General features: G+C 46.8%; 19 protein-coding genes. 4 read left to right on the top strand and 15 right to left on the bottom strand.

All coding sequences use genetic code 11. The features are described 5' to 3' along the window. Positions 1-18: 18 nt before the first annotated feature. On the bottom strand, positions 19-765 hold the full coding sequence (locus tag P3L57_RS14055) for a TrmH family RNA methyltransferase (protein ID WP_069487085.1): 747 nt from the start codon (positions 763-765) through the stop codon (positions 19-21). A 120-nt stretch (positions 766-885) separates the two neighbouring features. Here P3L57_RS14055 and sspI point away from each other — a divergent pair, with 120 nt between their 5' ends. The 4 genes from sspI to P3L57_RS14075 all read left to right on the top strand — a co-directional run bounded on the left by sspI (position 886) and on the right by P3L57_RS14075 (position 5,124). Beyond that, a complete protein-coding gene (gene sspI, locus P3L57_RS14060) occupies positions 886-1,101 on the top strand; it encodes a small acid-soluble spore protein SspI (RefSeq protein WP_010335228.1) in 216 nt (71 codons plus the stop codon). 69 nt (positions 1,102-1,170) lie between these two features. Then, a complete protein-coding gene (locus P3L57_RS14065; RefSeq protein ID WP_059293458.1) occupies positions 1,171-2,277 on the top strand; it encodes a CdaR family transcriptional regulator in 1,107 nt (368 codons plus the stop codon). Positions 2,278-2,380: 103 nt separating this feature from the next. Next, positions 2,381-3,793, top strand: a complete 1,413-nt coding sequence (glcD, locus tag P3L57_RS14070) for a glycolate oxidase subunit GlcD (RefSeq protein ID WP_059293457.1) — start codon at positions 2,381-2,383, stop codon at positions 3,791-3,793. After that, positions 3,790-5,124, top strand: coding sequence for a (Fe-S)-binding protein (locus P3L57_RS14075; protein WP_044153995.1), 1,335 nt, complete (start codon positions 3,790-3,792; stop codon positions 5,122-5,124). The genes glcD and P3L57_RS14075 overlap by 4 nt, the downstream gene beginning before the upstream one ends. A 37-nt stretch (positions 5,125-5,161) precedes the next feature. On the opposite strand, the gene P3L57_RS14080 is transcribed toward P3L57_RS14075, so the two are convergent. From P3L57_RS14080 to araA, 14 genes are all read right to left on the bottom strand, one after another. Next, positions 5,162-5,545, bottom strand: coding sequence for a VOC family protein (locus P3L57_RS14080; protein ID WP_044153993.1), 384 nt, complete (start codon positions 5,543-5,545; stop codon positions 5,162-5,164). 33 nt (positions 5,546-5,578) lie between these two features. Further along, on the bottom strand, positions 5,579-7,375 hold the full coding sequence (gene cstA, locus P3L57_RS14085) for a carbon starvation protein CstA (RefSeq protein WP_044153985.1): 1,797 nt from the start codon (positions 7,373-7,375) through the stop codon (positions 5,579-5,581). A 111-nt stretch (positions 7,376-7,486) separates the two neighbouring features. Further along, a complete protein-coding gene (locus P3L57_RS14090) occupies positions 7,487-8,380 on the bottom strand; it encodes a DUF4097 family beta strand repeat-containing protein (RefSeq protein ID WP_059352227.1) in 894 nt (297 codons plus the stop codon). After that, positions 8,377-8,931 carry an HAAS signaling domain-containing protein gene (locus tag P3L57_RS14095; protein ID WP_059335565.1) on the bottom strand — a complete coding sequence of 185 codons (555 nt, stop codon included), beginning with the start codon at positions 8,929-8,931 and terminating at the stop codon, positions 8,377-8,379. Before P3L57_RS14095 ends, P3L57_RS14090 begins: the two co-directional genes overlap by 4 nt. Beyond that, complete coding sequence (locus tag P3L57_RS14100; protein WP_044153976.1) at positions 8,928-9,254, bottom strand: PadR family transcriptional regulator; 327 nt, start codon at positions 9,252-9,254, stop codon at positions 8,928-8,930. The genes P3L57_RS14095 and P3L57_RS14100 overlap by 4 nt, the downstream gene beginning before the upstream one ends. Before the next feature lie 150 nt (positions 9,255-9,404). Further along, a complete protein-coding gene (gene abfA, locus P3L57_RS14105; protein ID WP_059352225.1) occupies positions 9,405-10,907 on the bottom strand; it encodes an alpha-L-arabinofuranosidase AbfA in 1,503 nt (500 codons plus the stop codon). An 18-nt stretch (positions 10,908-10,925) separates the two neighbouring features. Continuing rightward, entirely contained in the window at positions 10,926-11,771 is an 846-nt protein-coding gene (araQ, locus tag P3L57_RS14110) for an arabinooligosaccharides ABC transporter permease AraQ (protein WP_044153972.1), read from the bottom strand. Next, positions 11,772-12,713, bottom strand: a complete 942-nt coding sequence (gene araP, locus P3L57_RS14115; protein WP_010335239.1) for an arabinooligosaccharides ABC transporter permease AraP — start codon at positions 12,711-12,713, stop codon at positions 11,772-11,774. Positions 12,714-12,748: 35 nt separating this feature from the next. Further along, a complete protein-coding gene (gene araN / locus P3L57_RS14120) occupies positions 12,749-14,050 on the bottom strand; it encodes an arabinooligosaccharides ABC transporter substrate-binding protein AraN (protein WP_069487084.1) in 1,302 nt (433 codons plus the stop codon). 30 nt (positions 14,051-14,080) lie between these two features. Next, the gene (gene egsA, locus P3L57_RS14125) at positions 14,081-15,265 is read right to left on the bottom strand and encodes a sn-glycerol-1-phosphate dehydrogenase (protein ID WP_069487083.1); all 1,185 of its coding nucleotides are present in this window, start codon (positions 15,263-15,265) and stop codon (positions 14,081-14,083) included. Then, positions 15,262-16,080: a sugar-phosphatase AraL gene (locus tag P3L57_RS14130; RefSeq protein ID WP_083244517.1), complete on the bottom strand. Its 819-nt coding sequence runs from the start codon at positions 16,078-16,080 to the stop codon at positions 15,262-15,264. Before P3L57_RS14130 ends, egsA begins: the two co-directional genes overlap by 4 nt. Further along, positions 16,058-16,747: an L-ribulose-5-phosphate 4-epimerase gene (araD, locus tag P3L57_RS14135; RefSeq protein WP_059293449.1), complete on the bottom strand. Its 690-nt coding sequence runs from the start codon at positions 16,745-16,747 to the stop codon at positions 16,058-16,060. The genes P3L57_RS14130 and araD overlap by 23 nt, the downstream gene beginning before the upstream one ends. Before the next feature lie 12 nt (positions 16,748-16,759). Beyond that, positions 16,760-18,445 carry a ribulokinase gene (araB, locus tag P3L57_RS14140; protein ID WP_069487081.1) on the bottom strand — a complete coding sequence of 562 codons (1,686 nt, stop codon included), beginning with the start codon at positions 18,443-18,445 and terminating at the stop codon, positions 16,760-16,762. Positions 18,446-18,460: 15 nt separating this feature from the next. Continuing rightward, a complete protein-coding gene (araA, locus tag P3L57_RS14145) occupies positions 18,461-19,951 on the bottom strand; it encodes an L-arabinose isomerase (RefSeq protein ID WP_069487080.1) in 1,491 nt (496 codons plus the stop codon). Positions 19,952-20,030 lie beyond the last annotated feature (79 nt).

Below are 20,030 nucleotides of genomic sequence, written 5' to 3' on the forward strand. Positions count from 1 at the left end.
ACTCCGCTCGGCGCAACACTATCCTCGCAAGTGGTACATCAGGATAGCCGCCGCAATTGCAACGTTCAGTGATTCAGCCTGCCCATACAGCGGGACGTACAGGTTCAAATCTGTTTTTTCCAGCAATCCGGCATCCACCCCTGCCCCTTCATTGCCGACGATTAAAGCAAATGAACCGGATGGTGAGATGTCCTGGTAAGGCGCCCCGTTTTGCAGTGCTGTGCCGTACACTTTTACGCCCTCTGCTTTTAATTCATCCACGTATGATTGTAAATTTCTTCTCACAACAGGAATGTGAAAGTGGGAGCCTTGCGCGGATCGCAGCGTTTTTCCGTTAAACGCATCCGCCGTGCCGTCACCGAGCACAACCGCATCCAAACCGGCTGCGTCCGCCGTGCGAATCATCGTGCCGAGATTCCCCGGATCTTGAACAGCGTCAATCAGCAGCACACGTTTAGGCGACGCGAGATGTTCTTCCGGCATATGACAAACAGCGGCGATCCGCTGCGGTGTTTCCGTTTCTGTAACAGCTGAAAACGCGTCTTCGCTCAGCACGTAGCACTGGATGCCCATATCAAGATTCGGCGGGATGTCCGCTTCATCCTTGACAAGAATTTCTTTCACCGCGCCCGGGCTCTTCAAGGCTTCTTCAACAAGATGTTCTCCTTCAATCAAATAGGTATTCATTTTTGTTCGTTCTTTTTTTGTGTGAAGTTTTTTCCAATCCTTCACTTTTTGGTTTTTTGCCGATTCTATTTGTTTCACTGTCTGTGTGGCTCTCCTTTTTTTAACATGATGTTATTATATCGCAAGAACAGCACATAATAAACCGGGTGCAGGGTTAGAATATACGTATTACATTTTAGAAAAAAAGGAGCGCTTCATATGGATCTTAATTTACGTCATGCCGTCATTGCCAATGTAACCGGCAATGATCAGGAGCAGCTTGAGCACACAATTGTGGACGCGATTCAAAGCGGTGAAGAAAAAATGCTTCCGGGACTCGGCGTTTTGTTTGAAGTCATTTGGCAGCACGCATCTGAGAGTGAGAAACAAGAAATGTTAAAGACGCTGGAAGGCGGATTAAAACCCGCCCAATAGCACATCAAAACCGGGTGACAGCGCCCGGTTTTTTTCTTATATAATAAAAACATGAGGGGGATCGCCGCCATGTTTTTACAACCGCTGTTAGCAAAAAAAATCATTGCCGAAGTGAAAAAAATGTACGAACGTGAAGTCATTATTGTCAGCACAGACGGCCTCATTATCGCAAGCACAAATGATGAGCGAGTCGGGCTATTTCATGAAGGAGCGCTTATCTGCGCGAAAGAGAAACGCAATGTGATCATTACAAAAGAAGATGAAAAGAGACTCAAAGGGGTAAAGGCGGGGTTAAACCTCCCCGTATTTTCTGAGCGTGATGTCATCGCTGTGTTCGGGTTGACGGGAGAACCTGCTGAGATTCAGCCGTACGGGGAGCTGCTCAGAAAAATGACAGAGCTGTTCATTAAAGAATCGTGGCATCTGGAGCAGACCCAGTGGCGCGAGAGAATGCTGGAATCCTTTATGATCGACTGGCTGCAATTAAAAGAATGGTCTCCGGGTTTTCTCGAAAAAGCGCAGCTTCTTGGCGTTGACCTTACCTCCCTCCGCCAGATGATCCTCATTCAAGGGCACGAATGGTCTCCCGGCGATATTGATCAAATGACATGCGCCTGGAAATCAGCGTTTCCATCCGATCTATTCATCAGATGGGGAAATGAACGTATTCTGATTAATCACGAAGTGCCGAAGCATGAACAAAAGGAGCATCTTTTGCGGCAAGTTCAGCTTATTTGTTCATTGGCTGAACGCCTCAGAAACAGCCGCGCAGCTGCCGGCGTTGGGAGGGCTGTCAGCGGCTCCGGCCTGCCGCAGTCATACGAACAGGCAGAAAAAGCGCTGGCCGTCAGCCTTAAACGCAAAACCGCCGTATGCGAGGAAGACCTGAAGCTTGACATGTGCCTGACTGAGATCAGCCCGGGTACACGACATGAATTTCCGCTAAGAGTGTTTCAAGAAGCGCTCCGAAACGAAGAGCTTATGAATACGATACGAACTCTCTTCCATTACGATTTGTCCCTGAAAAAAACGGCTGAAGAGATGCATATTCATATCAATACGCTCCGCTATCGCCTGTCAAAGGCTGAACAGCTGACGGGTTTAAGTTTTCAGCGTACAGAGGACATTGTCACGATGTATGTTGCGCTTTACTTTTTAGATCAAGATACAAAATAGAGAGAGTTTTAGTTTCATTTTTTGTATGTCCCTACATGGAAAGCTTTGCTTTTTTTCTATTACAATAGATTGAAAGCGTTTTTTGACAGGGGGATGGGTGAACATGATCACCAAAGACGTAAAAGAACAGCTGATCCAAATCGTCGGACCGGAAAACTACGATGACTCGAAAGCCGGCCGTCTCGTGTATTCATACGACGCGACACCGCAATTTCAGTCTATGCCGGATGCAGTGATTGCACCGAGAGATACACATGAAGTATCACGTATTTTAAACATATGCAGTGAGCACCGTGTACCGATTGTTCCGAGAGGATCGGGGACAAACCTGTGCGGGGGCACGTGCCCTACTGAAGGCGGGCTTGTTCTTCTCTTTAAGCATATGAATCAGGTTCTTGAGATTGATGAAGAAAATTTGACGGCCACAGTCCAGCCTGGCGTTATTACCTTGGATATAATCCGTGCGGTTGAAAGCAAGGGGTTGTTCTATCCGCCTGATCCGAGTTCTATGAAAATATCAACCATCGGAGGAAACATCAACGAAAATTCCGGCGGTCTCCGCGGCTTAAAATACGGCGTCACCCGTGACTACGTCATCGGGCTGGAGGTTGTTTTGGCAAACGGAGATATGATCCGCACTGGTGGAAAACTTGCAAAGGATGTAGCCGGGTATGATCTCACGCGCCTTTTTGTCGGCTCAGAAGGGACACTCGGCATTGTGACAGAAGCGATTCTCAAACTCGTGCCAAAGCCAGAAACAAAGAAGACGCTGCTCGCCCTTTATGAAAATATTGATGCCGCTGCTCAAACAGTGTCAGCCATTATTGCCGAAAAAATTATACCGGCTACGCTTGAATTTCTCGATCAGCCTACCCTTTTGGTGATTGAGGATTATGCCAAGATCGGCCTTCCGACAAATGCGAAAGCGGTTCTTCTCATTGAACAGGACGGGACAGCTGAGACCGTGGCTCGTGACATGGAAAAAATTGAGGCAATTTGCAAAAAAGGCGCTGCCGTCTCCGTTCAAACTGCGCAAACAGATGAGGAAGCATTCGCCCTTACTGAAGCCCGACGTTCAGCGCTTTCTGCACTTGCCCGTTTAAAGCCGACCACCATTTTGGAGGATGCGACTGTACCGCGGTCAGAAATCGCGAATATGGTAAAAGCCATTAATGACATTGCCGCAAAATACGATATTTCGATCTGCACCTTTGGCCATGCCGGGGATGGAAACCTTCACCCGACATGCACGACAGATATAAGAAATAAGGATGAAATGGAGCGAGTCGAACAGGCTTTTGCCGAGATTTTTGAAAAAGCGATTGAGCTTGGCGGCACAATTACCGGGGAGCACGGAGTCGGGGTCATGAAAGCGCCTTACTTGGAAATGAAGCTGAAAAAAGAAGGCATCGCCGCGATGAAAGCAATGAAAGCGGCATTTGATCCCAAAAATATCTTAAACCCGGGCAAAGTGTTTGCGAAAGATGCCAGAAAACGTGTGGTGACGGAAAGATGACAACAGAAAAAGAAATGAAACAGATCCAACATGAGTTTAAAAAGCGTATGGATGAAAGCGAACTTTTGAATTGTATGCGCTGCGGTTTCTGTCTGCCTTCTTGTCCGACCTATATCGAATCCGGTTTTCAGGAATCTCATTCGCCGCGCGGGCGAATCGCCTTAATGAAAGCAGTCGCCGACGGTGTGATTGAACCGGATGAAGATGTCGAGCGTTCACTGTCTCTTTGCCTCGGCTGCCGCGCGTGTGAACCGGTATGCCCATCAGGCGTTAAATACGGACAGCTGCTGGAGGAAGCAAGAGATATTATCCACCAAAATAAAAAGCACTCGCTCAGCGCACGTGTTATGAGAAAAGCGGCTTTTCAGGAGCTCTTTCCGCATCAAAACCGCATGCGTTCGGCTGTGAGTCTCATTGGTTTGTACCAGCGGTCAGGGCTGCAGACGGCTGTGCGAAAAACCGGCATGCTCCGCATTCTGCCTGAGCATTTGCGCACGATGGAAGCCGTTCTTCCGGATGTGCCTAAACGTGAAGAAATGAAGCATCGGCCGCGTTTATTGCCGGCGGCCGGCCCAGCTAAAAAAAGGGTTGCCTTTTTTTCAGGCTGTTTAATGGATACGATGTTTTTGCCGACAAACAATGCCACGCTGAAACTGCTGCAGCTGGCAGGCTGTGAAATTGTCATTCCGCCTGAGCAGGCATGCTGCGGCGCACTGCATGGACACAGCGGAGAAAAAAATGCAGGAAAAGAGCTTGCGAAACAAAACATCGCCGCGTTTGAAGCGCTAGACGCAGATGCTGTCATTACAAACGCGGGCGGATGCGGAGCCTTTCTCACTGAATACGGCCATTTGCTGAAGGATGATCCCGAGTGGTCGGAGCGGGCTGTTTCATTTGTGCAGAAGCTAAAAGATTTTTCATCCGTTTTGATTGAGCTTGATTTTCACCAAAAAGACTTGCAGCTTGAAACACCGAAGCTGATTACCTATCAAGATTCATGCCACCTGAGAAATGTAATGCATACATCTTCGGAGCCCCGAAAGCTTCTTCAAAGCATCAAGGGAGCTGAATTCAGAGAAATGGATAAAGCGGACAGCTGCTGCGGGTCCGCGGGAATTTACAATATTGTTGAAGCAGACATGTCAATGAAAATACTGGACAGTAAAATGGCTGCTGTCAAAGCAACTGAAGCAGCGGTCATTGTAACCGCCAATCCAGGATGTCTTTTGCAGATGAAGCTCGGCATTGAACGAGAGGGATTAAACGGCAGGGTGCGAGCTGTTCACCTTGCTGATTTACTATTAGAAGCCGCTGGATCGCTAACATCATAAGAAAGCCCAAAACAATTTCTGTTTTGGGCTTTGTGCTTTATTCCATCGGACTGCAAATTTCAATATAATGTCCGTCAGGATCGGCGATATAAGCGACCGTCTGTCCCCATGGCTTCACTTTAGGCTCCCCGATAATGGTTATGCCGTGTTCTCTTACTTTTTTGATGACCGCTTCTACACTTTCAGTGACAAACCCGATTTCAAATGTTTGTGAAGAAACGGGTGTTTCCGGTATATCTAACGGCGTCATTTCCTTGACACTTTCTCGTGTATTGAGCGCCAAAATGGTGGAGCCGGTATCAAACTCTACATATGTGCCGTGTTCCGCGCGGATCGGCAGCCCCAAAATATGCTGATAAAAATGAATCGAGCGCTGGCTGTCCGATACATACAGGATGATATACTTCATTGATAAATTCATTTCTTTTCCTCCTTAAGGTTTCCATTTTTCCTTTTATCCCGGTATAGAGGCTTCCATTCTTAAGCTGGGATCTCTCCACATCTGCGCCCATTTTTTCACTGCCGCCACGATAATGATGAATCCTAACAGAAGCATGATGATAGATAAAACACCATTCAGGACACTGTAACCCGCAGCGTCTGGATTGAGATACACATAGCGCACCATCCAATAGCCCGCGTAATTCACAGTCACATATAAATAGGCGAGCGGAATGAGACAGGTGAGGATGTAACGGCGTTTGTCGGCGATTTTCAGTACAATGGTTGCTCCGATAATCAGACCCACTGAAGCCATCAGCTGATTAGAAACACCAAACAGCGCCCAAATGGATCCGATATCACCTGAGTAAAGCAAATAGCCCCACATAAAGCAGGCAAGCGCACTGGCAAATACAGATCCGGGAATCCAGTCCGTTTTCTTCAGCGGCTTATACGCCTCTCCGAAAAAGTCCTGAATCAAATAGCGTGCCACACGCGTGCCGGCGTCGATCGCCGTTAAAATAAACACCGCTTCAAACATAATGACAAATTGGAAAAAGTATGAGGCCAGATGGCTGAAAAACGGAATTCCGGTAAAAATATAAGTCATTCCTACCGCAAGCGTGACGGCTCCCCCTGTTCTGCCTTCTAAGTTCAAACCGATTTCCCTGCTCAGTTCAGGCAAATGCACTACATCCATGCCGAGCGTACGGAAAACCTCAGGTGTGCTGTTGATCGCAAAGTAATCTGCAGGCTGCAAAGCAGTCGCCGCAATCAGCGCCATAATGCCGACAAGGCACTCAACAAGCATTGCACCGAAAGCAACCGGCTTCATATCACTCCATTTATTAAGCATTTTCGGCGTGGTGCCGGAACCGACAAAGGCATGGAACCCCGAGATCGCGCCGCAGGCTATCGTAATCGAGATGAATGGCCAGACAGGACCCGCAAGCACAGGCCCGCCGCCTTTTACAAACTCCGTAAAAGCCGGAAATGGAATGGACGGATTCACGACAAACACACCCGCAATTAAAGCGATAAACACACCGATTTTCATAAAACTGCTTAAATAATCGCGCGGTGCGAGAAGCAGCCAGACCGGCAGTGCCGCTGCAAAAAAAGCGTAAATTGGCAACGCGATTGCAAGCGTTTTCGTATCAAGGGTTAACAGATCACCAAATGCGGTAGTCTGCACCCAAGGGCCGATAAACACTCCGGCCATTAAAAATAGAAAACCGATAGAAGACGCCAGCTTTAAATTCCCTGTTTTCTTATAAAACAAGCCGACGCCCATCGCAATCGGAATCGTAATCCCTACAGCAAATGTCCCCCACGGATTCCGTTCAAGCGCGTGCAGCACAACCATCGACAGGCCCGCCATCGTAATGGTAATAATAAACAGCATGGACAGTCCCGTACAAAAGCCGGCAACAGGACCGAGCTCATCCTTCGCCACTTCCGACAGCGACTTTCCGTTTTGACGCATTGACGCGAACAGCACAACAATATCATGGACAGCTCCCCCTATCACCGCCCCGATTAACAGCCATAATAGTCCCGGCAAATAACCGAACTGCGCCGCGAGAATCGGTCCGACCAGCGGCCCGGCCGCCGCAATAGCCGCGAAATGATGACCGAATGAGACCCATTTATTCGTAGGCACATAGTCTTTTCCATCCTCAAGCGCATGTGCAGGCGTTGGCTTTTCATCATTCACTTTGAGAACCTTCACCATCATAAATGTTCCGTATAAACGGTAGGCGATAGCCAATATACACATTGACGCTATCACAATTGTAACCGCATTCATTTCTCCCCAACCCCTTTGCCGTTTTTCATAAATATATCATAATTTCAAAGCAAAAAGCGGTCATTTTTTCCTATTCAAAAAAGCCGGCTGGAATGGGCCGGCTTGAGGCAGTTAGTTTAGTTCAATGTCTCCAGAGGTGGTACGAACTTTTAAACGGTTAGAGGTCCCGCTATCACCTACATAACCTACAATACGGTGCTCTGATTTTTCTTTATACAGGATGTGATCGAGATTGGCCGCGGCATCACCTGAGTCAGCCTGAAAATCCACCGCCAAAGATGCAGGTTCTTTCTGATACTCTACTGACACACTTCCGCTCGTAGTGACGATGTCGATCTCTTCGTTCTGATGATCCTGAAGAAGATCAATATCCCCGGAAGTTGTCTTATAGTTCACCTTTTCAGCTGTTGTGTGGCTGCTTTTTATTGATCCGCTTGTTGTCTTTACCTCACCTTGGCCGAATGAATTTTGATCAGCTTGAACATCTCCGCTCGTTGTTTTTAGCGTCAGCTCGTTTTCGATGCGTGTATGCTTCAGCTCAATATTTCCTGATGTAGAGTCAGCAGCTGATTGATCCGTTTGCGCATTTTCTATCAGAATATCGCCAGAGGTTGTCGTTACGGTTATCTCATCATACTTCTTTTTCGGAATCGTGATTGTGATTTTCATATCCTTTTCGCTGCCCCACGGTATAAAAGAGATGATATTCTCGCGTGCGATTTGATTGATTGTTAATGATTTGCCATTTTGGGTCACATCGAACAGCTTTTTGCTTTTATCACTGACTTGTCCTTCAGCAGCTACCTGAATATCATCCGTTTGCCCGCTTTTGACCTCTGCATTCATCGAGCTCGTTGCTACCTCAATTTTTTTAATATCTGCAGGATCATAAGTTTCGGCAGCTTTTACCTCTTCTTTTGTAAAATCCGAGGCAGCTGCAGAGATGACAGCTCCGATTACCCCGACTGCAAATACTGCGATCAATCCTATTATGATTTTTTTCATGTCTGCGCCCCCGTCACCAGCTTTAAGTTATATCTGATATATCGTAAACTCACGCTATACAGCAGCTTTCCTATATGCCACAGCCCTATACAAGATAGCAGTCCCAGACTGCCAAACATGAGTGATAAAAAGAACTCCAGCATCATGTGCGTATTCATTTGAAACATCACCATGCCGACAAACATAATTGGTGATACAGAGAGTGCAAGCGCTGCCCCGCAGAAACCTACGTACACTCCAAAAATGCCAATAGCTGGTCCCAGCACAAAAATCAAATTCAAGATGCTTATCGCTGCTGCTGAACATGCCATCTGGAAGAGGTTCTTCTTAGGGCGCTGCACTGCTGGAGCAGTTTCCGTCACATCTGGCACCAATTCCTTTGCAATTTGTTTTGGGGAGCCGAGTTCCCTGATAATGTTCGCTTCCGGCCTGCCTTCTTTCATCCCTTCGGTAATATGTTCCTCAAAATCAAATAAGATCTCATTCCGCTCTTCTTCAGAAAGCGGCTCTAACGCTTTACTTAACTCCTGTAAAAACTGTTCTTGATTCATCGTTCTCCTCCCCTTGCCGCATCAATGATTTGATTGACAGATGCTGTGAATTGATCCCATTCTGCCAGCAGCAGTTTCATTCGCATGAAACCAAGCTTTGACATCGTGTAATATTTTCTGGCAGGCCCTTCGGAAGACGGCGCCATATATGTTTCTAAATACTCCTCTTTCGTCAGTCTTCTTAGAAGAGGATATAAGGTGCCTTCAGCAATAGCCATATACCGGGAAATGTTTTGAGACAGCTCATATCCGTATTGGTCTTTTTCAGCAATACATACAAGCACACATAACTCTAATGCTCCCTTTTTAAATTGAGCATTCATGATCAAATCCTCCCTGCGGCCCGTAATTTTGTTTATATTTTCCACCATCCCTCACATGGTAACATCCACTACTGAACATTACAAGGTACTGAATCATATTTACTAAGAATAAATAAAAAACCGGAGACAGATCTCCGGCTCATGTTGCTATTATGATTGTTTTTGGAGACGGATCACATTCCATGAAAGCGGCGTGAAATGTGCGGTTAAGCCGTTTTCGCTGACAGACGATGTTCCGTCGGAATGCGGGACGACATTTTTTCTGTTATGCTGGTTTGTCGCTTTAATATCCTGATGCTCAAGTACGATATGCTCTGCGATTTGATACGATTCAAAGCCTCTGAGCGAAATCTCCGTCTCCATCTGATCCTCAGCTTTGTTTACCGCAAAAATGGTGAGTGTTTCTTCCTCTTCAGCATATACGACAGCGGCGTCAACATACGGCACATCAGTAAAATCAGAGCAGTCATACTTCGGTGAAGAAATAAGCGGTTGCAGCGACTCTCCTCGGCCGTAGACAGAAGCATGCATGTACGGATAGAAAATCGGCTGTCTCCATGCTTCTCCGCCTTTTTCCGTCATGATTGGCGCGATGACATTTACAAGCTGTGCAAGACACGCGATTTTCACACGGTCTGCGTGCTGCAGCATCGTAATGAGCAGAGAGCCGACCAATAAGGCATCCTCAAAGTTATAAATATCTTCTAAAATAGGCCGCGCAGTAATCCACGGTTCTACTTTTTTATCAGCTTCATTTGAGTGATACCAAACGTTCCATTCGTCCAGAGAGAGATTGATTGTTTTCTTGCTGCGTGTTTTTGCTTTTACATAGTCACAGGTTGCAGCAACAGATTTAATAAAATGATCGAGATCCATGGAACGGGCCAAGTAGTTTGGCAGATTGTTATCCCGGTTTCCGTAATACGTATGGAGAGAAATATAGTCGACATGCTCGTACGTATGCTCCAGCACCTTTGCTTCCCAATCGATAAACGTCGGCATGCCGCTGTTTGAGCTGCCGCAGGCAACAAGTTCAATTGATGGGTCAACCCATTTCATGACCTTTGCCGTCTCCGCGGCAAGCCGTCCGTATTCGTCAGCTGTTTTGTGGCCGATCTGCCACGGGCCATCCATTTCGTTACCCAGGCACCACGTTTTGATGCCGTACGGTTGCTCATAGCCATGCGATCTTCTCAAATCACTCCAGTAAGAGCCTTTCGGATGGTTGCAGTATTCTACAAGATTGCGGGCAGCATCTATCCCTCTCGTGCCCAGGTTAACAGCCATATTGACTTCTGTGTTCACCTTTTTTGCCCAAGTTAAAAATTCATTCGTTCCCACTTCATTGGTTTCTGTCGTTTGCCACGCCAAGTCAAGGCGTCTCGGGCGGTTCTCGACAGGTCCGACGCCGTCCTCCCAATTATACCCTGATAAAAAGTTTCCGCCCGGATAGCGGATGATCGGAACCTGCAATTCCTTGATTAACGCCTGAACATCCTTGCGAAACCCGTTTTCATCAGCCTGAGGATGATCAGGTTCATATATGCCTTCGTATACAGCACGCCCCATGTGCTCGATGAACGACCCGTAAATCCGTTTGTCGACTTCACCAATTTTATATTCTTTGTCCACAATCACTCTCGCTTTTTTCATTACACGTTTCCTCCTTCATTATCCTTTGACTCCGCCTACTGTCAGGCCGGAGATAAAGTATTTTTGGAAAAACAAGAAAATGATAATCACCGGCAAAATGGCAAATACTGAGCCGGATATGAGCATGTCATAGTTGTTTCCGTAAGGGCTAAGCAAGCTGGACAGCCCGATTGGAAGCGTAAACATTTCTTTCGACCGAAGCACAATCAAGGGCCATAAGAAGTTGTTCCAGCTGTTTAAAGACTGGAGAATAATCATCGCTCCGAATGCCGGTTTCATCAGAGGCGCCATAATCCTGAAAAAAATGCCGAATTCCGTACATCCGTCCATCCTTGCTGAATCCAGCAGATCTTTCGGAAGGCCGAGTGCATATTGCCGGAAAAAGAAAACAGCTACCGGTGAAACGATAAACGGCAAAATGACACCCGTATACGAATCGATCAAATGCAGTCCGACTGTTAGCTTAAACAACGGGAGCATCATCACTTCCAGCGGAACCATCATAATAATCAGCACAAGAACAAAAATGATATTTCTGCCTTTAAATTCATAAACCGCTAGCCCGTATCCGATCATCGACGAGAAAAACAGGGTAAGCACTGTCGTTAATAGACCGAGCACAAGACTGTTAAAAAACCATTTAAAATAAATGCTGCCGCCGTTAAACAAAAATGTATAGTTATCAAGACTCATCACTTTTGGATCGATGTCAACATTCAGCCCCACCCGCAAAAGCTCAGATGACGGCTTTAATGATCCTAAAAGCAGACAGAAAATCGGGAAAATATACAACAGGCTCAGCATGATAAAAAATAAAGTAAGCGCGATTCTGTACACCCGAAACTGAGGACTGTGCTGCAACATTTACCCCTCCCCCTTAAACGAGCCTGACAGTTTTAATGAAATCAGACTGACAACAAGTATGACAATCAAAAGGACAATGCCGATGGCCGCCCCGTATCCCATTTCATTGTAAGCAAGGCCCTGCTGATACAAATATCCGACAAGCGTCAGGCCGATATTACCCGGGGAATTATTTTGCCAAAGGACGTAGCTTTCCTCAAACATCCTGAACCCGCCAATGATGCTGATGGTTAAAACATAGACGGATACAGGCTTCAGAAACGGCAGCGTAATGTGCATAAATTTTTTCATCGTATTTGCTCCGTCAATATCAGCGGCTTCGTACAGCTCTTTCGGCACATTTTGCAGTCCGGCCAAAAAGTAAAGGATGTTAATTCCCATCCATCTCCACGAAGCAAGCAGCACCATCAAAAACATGCCGGTATGTTCATTGTTCATCCAGTTCTGCGGTGAAAAGCCGAGTTTCAATAAAATCGAATTGGCTAAAGATGTTTCCATCTCTCCAAAAATCAGCCGGAAAATGATTCCAGCCACAATGGTAGAAGTCAGTGCAGGTATAAATAACGCTGATTTGAAAATGTTTCTGAATTTGACCAGTTTCGAATTCAAGAATATGGCTAACAGCAATGGAACTGGAATCAGCACAATCAGCGTCCAAAACGTATATTCCAGCGTATTAAAAAGGGCGGTATAAAACGTCGGGTTGTTAAGAGCGGTGTAATTGGACAATCCGACAAACGTCACCTCTCCAGGCAATATTCTTTGAAAGCTCATGATGAAGACACTAATTATGGGGTATAGAAAAAAAACAAGAAAGGATAAAACAAATGGCGCTGTAAAGAGATAAGGCGCCGCTTTTTTCGAATAAAAAATACCTCGCCAGCCTGATTCTTTCGCAGCCGAAGGAACGGGATGAGCCGTTCCCGTTTTCACAGGTTTCATGAGAACCTCCCCGCTTTCACTTTTTGAATGGGATTCTATTTCTGTTTCAGTTCACCTGCCGCTCTGTCCAAGGCTTGTTTTGGCGTCTTTTGCTGAGATTTGAGCGCGTCGAATAATACGCTTCTGTTGACAAGGTCTGAAGCCTTGGCAAAATCCTCATGTAAATAAATCGGATTGATTTCATCCTTGATATCGAGCAGCACAGAAAAAATGCCTGTTCCGTTTTGGAAGTAATCCGTGTATTTGTTTTTCTCTTTCAATTCCTTGGAGCTCCAGACATCCCAGCGAAGCGGATCGAACCCGAGCACACTCCAAAGCTTTTTGTTTCCTTCTTCAGAACCCTTCGCAAAGGCGAGAAACTCTTTCGCTAATTCGACATGTTTGGCCTGCTTTGGCACAACGGTGGCTGTGCCGCCCAAACCTGCTGAACGGTCGCCTCCTTCTTTCCATGCCGGAAGTGGCCGAATGGCAATCTCCCCTTTCAGATCAGGCATATAATCTATGAATCTTCCCATATACCAAATCGGCATCAGAACAGAAGCCGCTCCGCCTTGGTTCATAAAACCGTAATATTCTTCACTGTGATGCCCGCCGCCTGGTGCAGCGATCATGGTTTTATCATTAATCAGGTCTTTTAAATACTGAAGCGTTTTTACGTTGGTGTCATTATTCAAGATCAGCTTTCCGTTTTTATCAAAATACCCTGAGTTTTGCTGTGAAATCATTGATAAAAATGTTGCTGAATCATTTGTTTCCACCGTTCCCATTGGCTTTCCGGTCGCTTTGCGCACTTTCTGTCCGGCTTTGCGGTAATCATCCCATGTGTTAATATCAACCGGGTTGATGCCGGCTTTTTTCATAATATCCATGTTATAGAACATAACTGTCGTTCCTACATGAGTATCCAGTCCGTATAGCTTGCCGTTTTTGCTGTACAGCGTAAGACGCGCCTCTACGAATTTATCCCGGTCCTTTTCAATAAGCGGGGACAAATCGGCAAGCGGTACATCGGTGCCCTTCAGAAAGTTTGAAAACCGGGCCAATTCTACATCTGCAATGTCAGGCACACCTTCCCCGGCGATTAAGGAAATCGACAGATTATCGTGCATTTGGCCATACGGATAGACGACCGTATTCAGTTTAATTTGACGGTCAGGATATTTCTTGTTCCACTCTTTCACCATTTCCACATAAAACTGCTCATGAAGTCCGTTAAATGTCCAAAAAGTCAGCTCCGTTTCACCCGGTTTACCGGATGACCGTTCCACTGAACACCCAGCGATAAATAATGTCAAAACCATCATGAGCGCAAGAAAACAGACAGTCATCTTTTTCATCTATGTTACCCCTTCCATTCGAGGTGCGGGCTATTCATAAAGACCATGATTGACAAGCGTTTTGTTTTCATTGATGAGTCTTAATCCGGTGCAGCGGTCTCTTAAAGTGTGTGCGTGTCTGAAGGCATTTTTGACGGAATCCTGCCCGACACCGATTTCATCAAAATACGCAGGACCTCCGGCAGATTTCAACCAGCCGGCCAGCTTTTTTCCTTCCGGCAGCGTTTCATAAGCCGATTGAATGACTTCCCGCTGACGCGGAGAAAACTCGTTCAGCCCTACAGCCTGGATGAGCTTTCTGTACGTGTCAGTCAATAAAACGGCCGCACAGCCTACTTTTGCCCCATGGAGAATCTGAGGCCGTTTTTTCTCCATTAATTCCATCTCAATCCAATGGGAAATATGATGCTCCCCTCCTGAAGCAGGACGGGAATGATCCAAAGCCAGCATGACAAGTCCTGATACAATCAAGGACTCCATCAGGACCCGGATGCCGGTTTCCGTTTTCATCGCAATGTCTTCAGCGTGTTCGATACAGGCATCAAGTGCTAATTGTACGAGCTTTGCGCCTGTTGGTGAATATGGCTCACCAGCGAGCTGATGAGAAATGTTCCAATCAGCCAGAGACGTCATTTTGCCTAGCATATCCCCAAATCCAGCCGCCACCATAGGCTGCGGCGCCGATTTTAAGATGTCAAGATCAGCGAACAGCGCGGACGGGGCCTTCGTTTGGATGGTGGTTTTCGTACCGTATAAAATAATGGGCGCACCGGCTGATGTAAATCCGTCAACGGATGGGGCGGTCGGATAAGAAATAAACGGCAGACCCCTCTGGAAGGCGGCAAAACGCACGATATCATGGATAGTCCCCGAACCGACTGCGATCATGATATCTGTTGATTTTTTCGTATGGACCAGCACATGAATGAGTGACCGTTCATCTGCCGCCACATCTCCCGCTTCATTTTCCGGAATGATCAGACACTCCGCCTGAAACCCTTCCTTTATCAAGCGGTCTTCTAACTCGATCCCCGCTATACGGTGCGTATTCCGATCACAGACAAGGACGATACGCTGATCATTCTTTCTTTTTACATAATCCAACAACCGATCGGCTGCATGTTTTTCTAGAACAATTTCTTCTACTTCTACAGGAAATGTCATCTCCCCTGCGTGTTCAAAAGCACGCTGAACGTCAGCTGCGATATGATTCATAACAGAATCCCCTCCTCAGCCAGTTTGGTTACATCCTTAATGGACTCCAGTACATAATCCGGCGTATACAAACGCTGTTCTCCCTGTTTCGCTGAACCGGTCAGCACTAAAGCGCTCTTCATGCCATACAGCTTTCCCATTGCGATATCAGATTCAATGCTGTCCCCTATAATCATACATTCATGTGCAGAAAGCCCCAGCGCAGTACAGGCAGCCTCCGCCATCAGCCACGACGGCTTTCCGACGACAAGCTCCGTCTTCGCCTGAGCAGAAGCTTCTATCGCCCCAATCATTCCGGCGACGTCGATGGCATTCCCGTCCTCATTAGGAAAATAGCGGTCTCTGTTCGTGGCAATTATACGAGCGCCTGCGGCGGCCGCTTTAAAGGCTTGATTCAAGTCTTCGTAGGTGAGTGTCTCATGAAGCGAGATGACAAGCCAATCCGCCTCCTTCGGTTCATCTGCTGTCTGGACGCCCGCCAGTCTCAGTTCGTCAATCAAGCCCTGTTCACCAAGCACCCATACCTTTGAAAAACGATAGTTCCTTTTTAAAAAGGCTGCTGTCACGCTTGATGACAGGACAATTTCGTTTACTTCTGCATCTATTCCGGCACCAAGCAGTTTTTTTCTGCACATGGCACGGGAGATATTTCCCCGGTTGCTCAAAAAGACGATTTTCTTTCCCATATTTCGAAGTGTACTGATGGCTTCTCTTGCTCCATCGATCAGTTCGTTTCCTCTGAATACGGTACCGTCCAAGTCAATCAGAAAACCAGCCGGTGATACTGCGGGATTATGACTGGCCATAATACGCATTTGCTCCGTGTTTTCGATAAAAGTGCTTTTCGTGGAGAACAGTATTGATCGGGTTGACATTCTTGTTCAGCATCATAGAGTGATACGCCATTTCCGCAACTGTTTCTAACACCACCGCGTTATGAATGGCGTTTAAGGCATCTGTGCCCCAGCAGAACGGGCCGTGGTTATTAACGAGCACGCCCGGCACCTGCTCGTATTTATGATGCTGAAAGGTCTCCGCGATCACTTTGCCTGTATTCAGTTCGTAGTCATGAATGATTTCTTCATCGTACATTTCACGTGTACACGGAATAGCACTGTCGAAATAATCGGCATGTGTCGTGCCTAAAGGCGGTATGTCTCTTCCGGCTTGCGCCCAGCTTGTCGCCCATTGAGAATGGGTATGGACAATCCCGCCGATATTTGGAAACGCGTTATACAAATAAACATGAGTGGGTGTATCAGAAGAAGGTTTGAGCGAACCTTCTACGATCTCACCATCCAAATTCAAAACAACCAAGTCATCGGCTGTCAGCTCGCTGTATTCGACTCCGCTCGGTTTAATGACGATTAACTCTTTTTCACGGTCAATACCGCTCACATTTCCCCACGTAAAGGTCACCAGCTGATGCTCTTGAAGCTTCAGGTTGGCAGCCAGCACCTCTTTTTTTAACGTTTCAAGCATGCTCATCACCCTTTATGAATTCTTTTGTGCGGCAGATGAAAATTGAAGATTTTTTATCGTTTTCAGACGCTTCATGACATGATTCTCTTTTCCGAAATATTGAACCAGCTCTTTATATTCAGCGTATAGCTTTTCATATACGGCAGCATGTTCAGCGTTTGGCGTATAGGATATATCTTTCAGTTTCCCCATGTGCGCCGCTGCCTCTGTGACGTCATCATAGCCGCCGTTTTCTTTACCGGCCGCAAGCGCGCCGAAAATGGCAGATCCTAAGGCAGGGGCTTGCGGTGAACCTGAGATTTTAATATCCATGTTTGTGACATCCGCATAAATCTGCATGACAAACGGGTTTTTCTCAGCAATACCGCCAGCTGCGTAAAGCTCTTCAATTGGCACTCCGCTTTCTCTAAATGTTTCAATAATCATCCTTGTGCCGTATGCTGTTGCTTCAACTAACGCTCGGTAAAGCTCTTCGGGTTTCGTCAGCAGCGTCATGCCAAGCAGCATCCCCGTTAGATCAGCATCAACAAGGGTTGAACGGTTTCCATTCCACCAATCCAGGGCAAGGAGACCACTCTCACCCGGTGCTTGCATGTTTGCCTTCTCGCTCAGCAGCTCGTGAATGCTGACGTTTTTTTTCTCCGCTTCCTCTTTATAGGCTTGCGGGACACACGTTTTCACGAACCATTCAAAATGATCGCCCACACAGGACTGTCCGGCTTCATACCCCGCAAATCCCGGAAGAATGCCGTTGTCCACGACCCCGCACATGCCGGGCACAATGTTTACCTCGTCTCCTAAGAGAACGTGGCATGTTGAGGTTCCCATAATCATCAGCATTTTTCCTGGTTCTGTGATACCGACAGCAGGAACAGAAACATGAGCGTCAACATTCGCAACAGCAACCGCTGTTCCCGGAAGGAGACCGGTCAGCTGTGCCATTTTTTCCGTCAGCCCGCCTGCTTTTTCCCCTACTGAGTGAATCGATCCCGCTAACTTGTCTTTTGTAATCGTTTTCATTACAGGGTGAAGTTTTTCAAAGAAATTCTCTGAAGGATATCCCGCTTTTTCACTCCAAATCGCTTTATAACCGGCTGTGCAGTTGCTTCGCTTCAGCGAGCCGCACAGCTGATACACGATCCAGTCAGCTGCTTCGATTATCCGATCAGCTGCTTTATAAATGTGCGGCGCTTCTTCGGCAATCTGCATCACCTTCGGAATCATCCATTCTGATGAAATCTTTCCTCCGTAGCGCTGTAAAAAAGCTTCTCCTTCTTCTTCGGCGATTTGATTGAGCCGATCAGCATGCTTTTGGGCGGCGTGATGCTTCCAAAGCTTCACATAGCTGTGCGGCTCCTCTTCAAATTCCGGCAGCATACATAATGGCTGTCCTTCACTGTCGACAGGCAAGATCGTACATGCCGTAAAATCAATTCCGATCCCGATGATCTCTTTTGGATCAACACCAGTCTGTTCAAGTAATGACGGAATCGTTGTTTCCAAGACTTCCAGATAATCTGCCGGATGCTGAAGCGCCCAGTCCCGCGGCAGCTTTTGACCCGTTTTGGGAAGGACGGTATCAATGACGGCGTGTGGATATTCTTTGACAGCCGCCGCCAGCTCTTCTCCAGTTTTGACGTGAACGAGCACCGCTCTTCCTGATAATGTTCCGAAATCAACACCTATTGTGTAAGCCAAGTGACATCCTCCTCTCTACTTTTGAAGCCTGTAAAGCGCCTCGTTCCATTTCAATTCATGTTTCAGCTTGTGAATCGATGTATCGCGAGAAATCAAGATACTTTCAACCCCCGCCATTTCCGCCCAATCCATCAATTGCTCCGCTGTCAATTCGTAAGACAAGCAGGTATGGTGTGCGCCGCCGGCTAAAATCCATGCCTCCGCCGCTGTTTTTAATGAAGGCTCAGGCTTCCAGAGAACGCGGGCGACAGGCAGATTCGGCATATCTTTCTCAATTTCCTGTCCTTTTACCTCATTGAGCACGAGACGGAAACGCCCTCCGATATCAACCAGACTCGCTTGAATGGCTGATCCGCTGATGCCATTGAATACAAACCGCGCCGGGTCATCCTTGCCTCCGATAGACAGCGGATGAACTTCAATTTTCGGCTGATCCAAAGCAACTGTCGGGCACACCTCAAGCATGTGTGAGCCAAGAATCATTTCATTTCCAGGTTCAAAATGGTACGTATAGTCTTCCATGAAGGACGTTCTTTTACCTTCAGCCATGATTTTCATCATCCGGACGAGAGCAGCCGTCTTCCAATCACCTTCTCCGGCGAACCCGTAGCCTTTTTCCATCAGCCTCTGAACGGCCAGCCCAGGCAGCTGTTTCATTCCGTGCAGCACTTCAAATGAAGTCGTAAAAGCCGTGTATCCGCCTTGTTCAAGAAAAGCGGTTAGGCCAAGTTCAATTTTCGCCTGTTCTTTAATGGACGCTATCTTTGCTTCGTCTCGTTTCGTTTCCTCGCTGATGACATAAAGCTTGTCATACGCTGCATAGAGTGTTTCGACCTCATCGTCAGTAATTCCATTCATTACTTCGACAAGATCCCCGATGCCATAGCCGTCAACCTGCCAGCCGAACTGGATATGCGCTCCCACCTTGTCTCCGTCCGTTACTGCAACATGGCGCATGTTATCTCCGAATCTGGCAACCTTGATATGTCTGCTTTCATTTAGCGCAGCCGCCGTATTCATCCACTGAGACATTTCTTTCTTTACCTCTTCATCATCCCAATAGCCCGCGACAACTTTACGGCTCAGCCCCATACGGGAATTGATGTACCCGTACTCGCGGTCGCCATGTGCGGATTGGTTGCTGTTCATAAAATCCATATCAATCGTATTCCACGGAATATCCCGATTGTATTGAGTGTGCAGATGCATAAGCGGTTTTTGGTAAGAGGAAAGGCCTTCTATCCACATTTTTGCGGGAGAAAATGTGTGCATCCATGTAATGATTCCGGCGCATGTTTCACTATACTCCGCTTCTCTTAACAGCTGTCTGATGGTTTCCGAGGAAGTTACAACAGGTTTATGCTTAATTTTATATCTGGAAGAAATGCCGCTAAGCCCCTCACAAATGCTTTTTGCATGCTGGTCTACCAGCTGCAGCGTTTCTTCTCCGTATAGATGCTGGCTTCCTGTTACAAACCAGAATTCATAATCTCTTGTCTGAAGCATGTTAACTGCCCCTTTCTTATAAAATAAAACGCTTCCAATTCTAAATTGATAGATACGTACTAATAAACAAAAACTAGTT

Source organism: Bacillus sp. B28, from assembly GCF_029536185.1.
In the GTDB taxonomy this organism is placed as follows: Bacteria; Bacillota; Bacilli; order Bacillales; family Bacillaceae; genus Bacillus; species Bacillus halotolerans.

What these genes read in the sequence shown, in the direction of transcription:
- sspI (WP_010335228.1), top strand. Translation starts at nt 886, where the DNA reads ATGGATCTTAATTTACGTCATGCCGTCATTGCCAATGTAACCGGCAAT.
- P3L57_RS14065 (WP_059293458.1), top strand. Translation starts at nt 1,171, where the DNA reads ATGTTTTTACAACCGCTGTTAGCAAAAAAAATCATTGCCGAAGTGAAA.
- glcD (WP_059293457.1), top strand. Translation starts at nt 2,381, where the DNA reads ATGATCACCAAAGACGTAAAAGAACAGCTGATCCAAATCGTCGGACCG.
- P3L57_RS14075 (WP_044153995.1), top strand. Translation starts at nt 3,790, where the DNA reads ATGACAACAGAAAAAGAAATGAAACAGATCCAACATGAGTTTAAAAAG.
- P3L57_RS14080 (WP_044153993.1), bottom strand. Translation starts at nt 5,545, where the DNA reads ATGAATTTATCAATGAAGTATATCATCCTGTATGTATCGGACAGCCAG.
- cstA (WP_044153985.1), bottom strand. Translation starts at nt 7,375, where the DNA reads ATGAATGCGGTTACAATTGTGATAGCGTCAATGTGTATATTGGCTATC.
- P3L57_RS14090 (WP_059352227.1), bottom strand. Translation starts at nt 8,380, where the DNA reads ATGAAAAAAATCATAATAGGATTGATCGCAGTATTTGCAGTCGGGGTA.
- P3L57_RS14095 (WP_059335565.1), bottom strand. Translation starts at nt 8,931, where the DNA reads ATGAATCAAGAACAGTTTTTACAGGAGTTAAGTAAAGCGTTAGAGCCG.
- P3L57_RS14100 (WP_044153976.1), bottom strand. Translation starts at nt 9,254, where the DNA reads ATGAATGCTCAATTTAAAAAGGGAGCATTAGAGTTATGTGTGCTTGTA.
- abfA (WP_059352225.1), bottom strand. Translation starts at nt 10,907, where the DNA reads ATGAAAAAAGCGAGAGTGATTGTGGACAAAGAATATAAAATTGGTGAA.
- araQ (WP_044153972.1), bottom strand. Translation starts at nt 11,771, where the DNA reads ATGTTGCAGCACAGTCCTCAGTTTCGGGTGTACAGAATCGCGCTTACT.
- araP (WP_010335239.1), bottom strand. Translation starts at nt 12,713, where the DNA reads ATGAAACCTGTGAAAACGGGAACGGCTCATCCCGTTCCTTCGGCTGCG.
- araN (WP_069487084.1), bottom strand. Translation starts at nt 14,050, where the DNA reads ATGAAAAAGATGACTGTCTGTTTTCTTGCGCTCATGATGGTTTTGACA.
- egsA (WP_069487083.1), bottom strand. Translation starts at nt 15,265, where the DNA reads ATGAATCATATCGCAGCTGACGTTCAGCGTGCTTTTGAACACGCAGGG.
- P3L57_RS14130 (WP_083244517.1), bottom strand. Translation starts at nt 16,080, where the DNA reads ATGCGTATTATGGCCAGTCATAATCCCGCAGTATCACCGGCTGGTTTT.
- araD (WP_059293449.1), bottom strand. Translation starts at nt 16,747, where the DNA reads ATGCTTGAAACGTTAAAAAAAGAGGTGCTGGCTGCCAACCTGAAGCTT.
- araA (WP_069487080.1), bottom strand. Translation starts at nt 19,951, where the DNA reads ATGCTTCAGACAAGAGATTATGAATTCTGGTTTGTAACAGGAAGCCAG.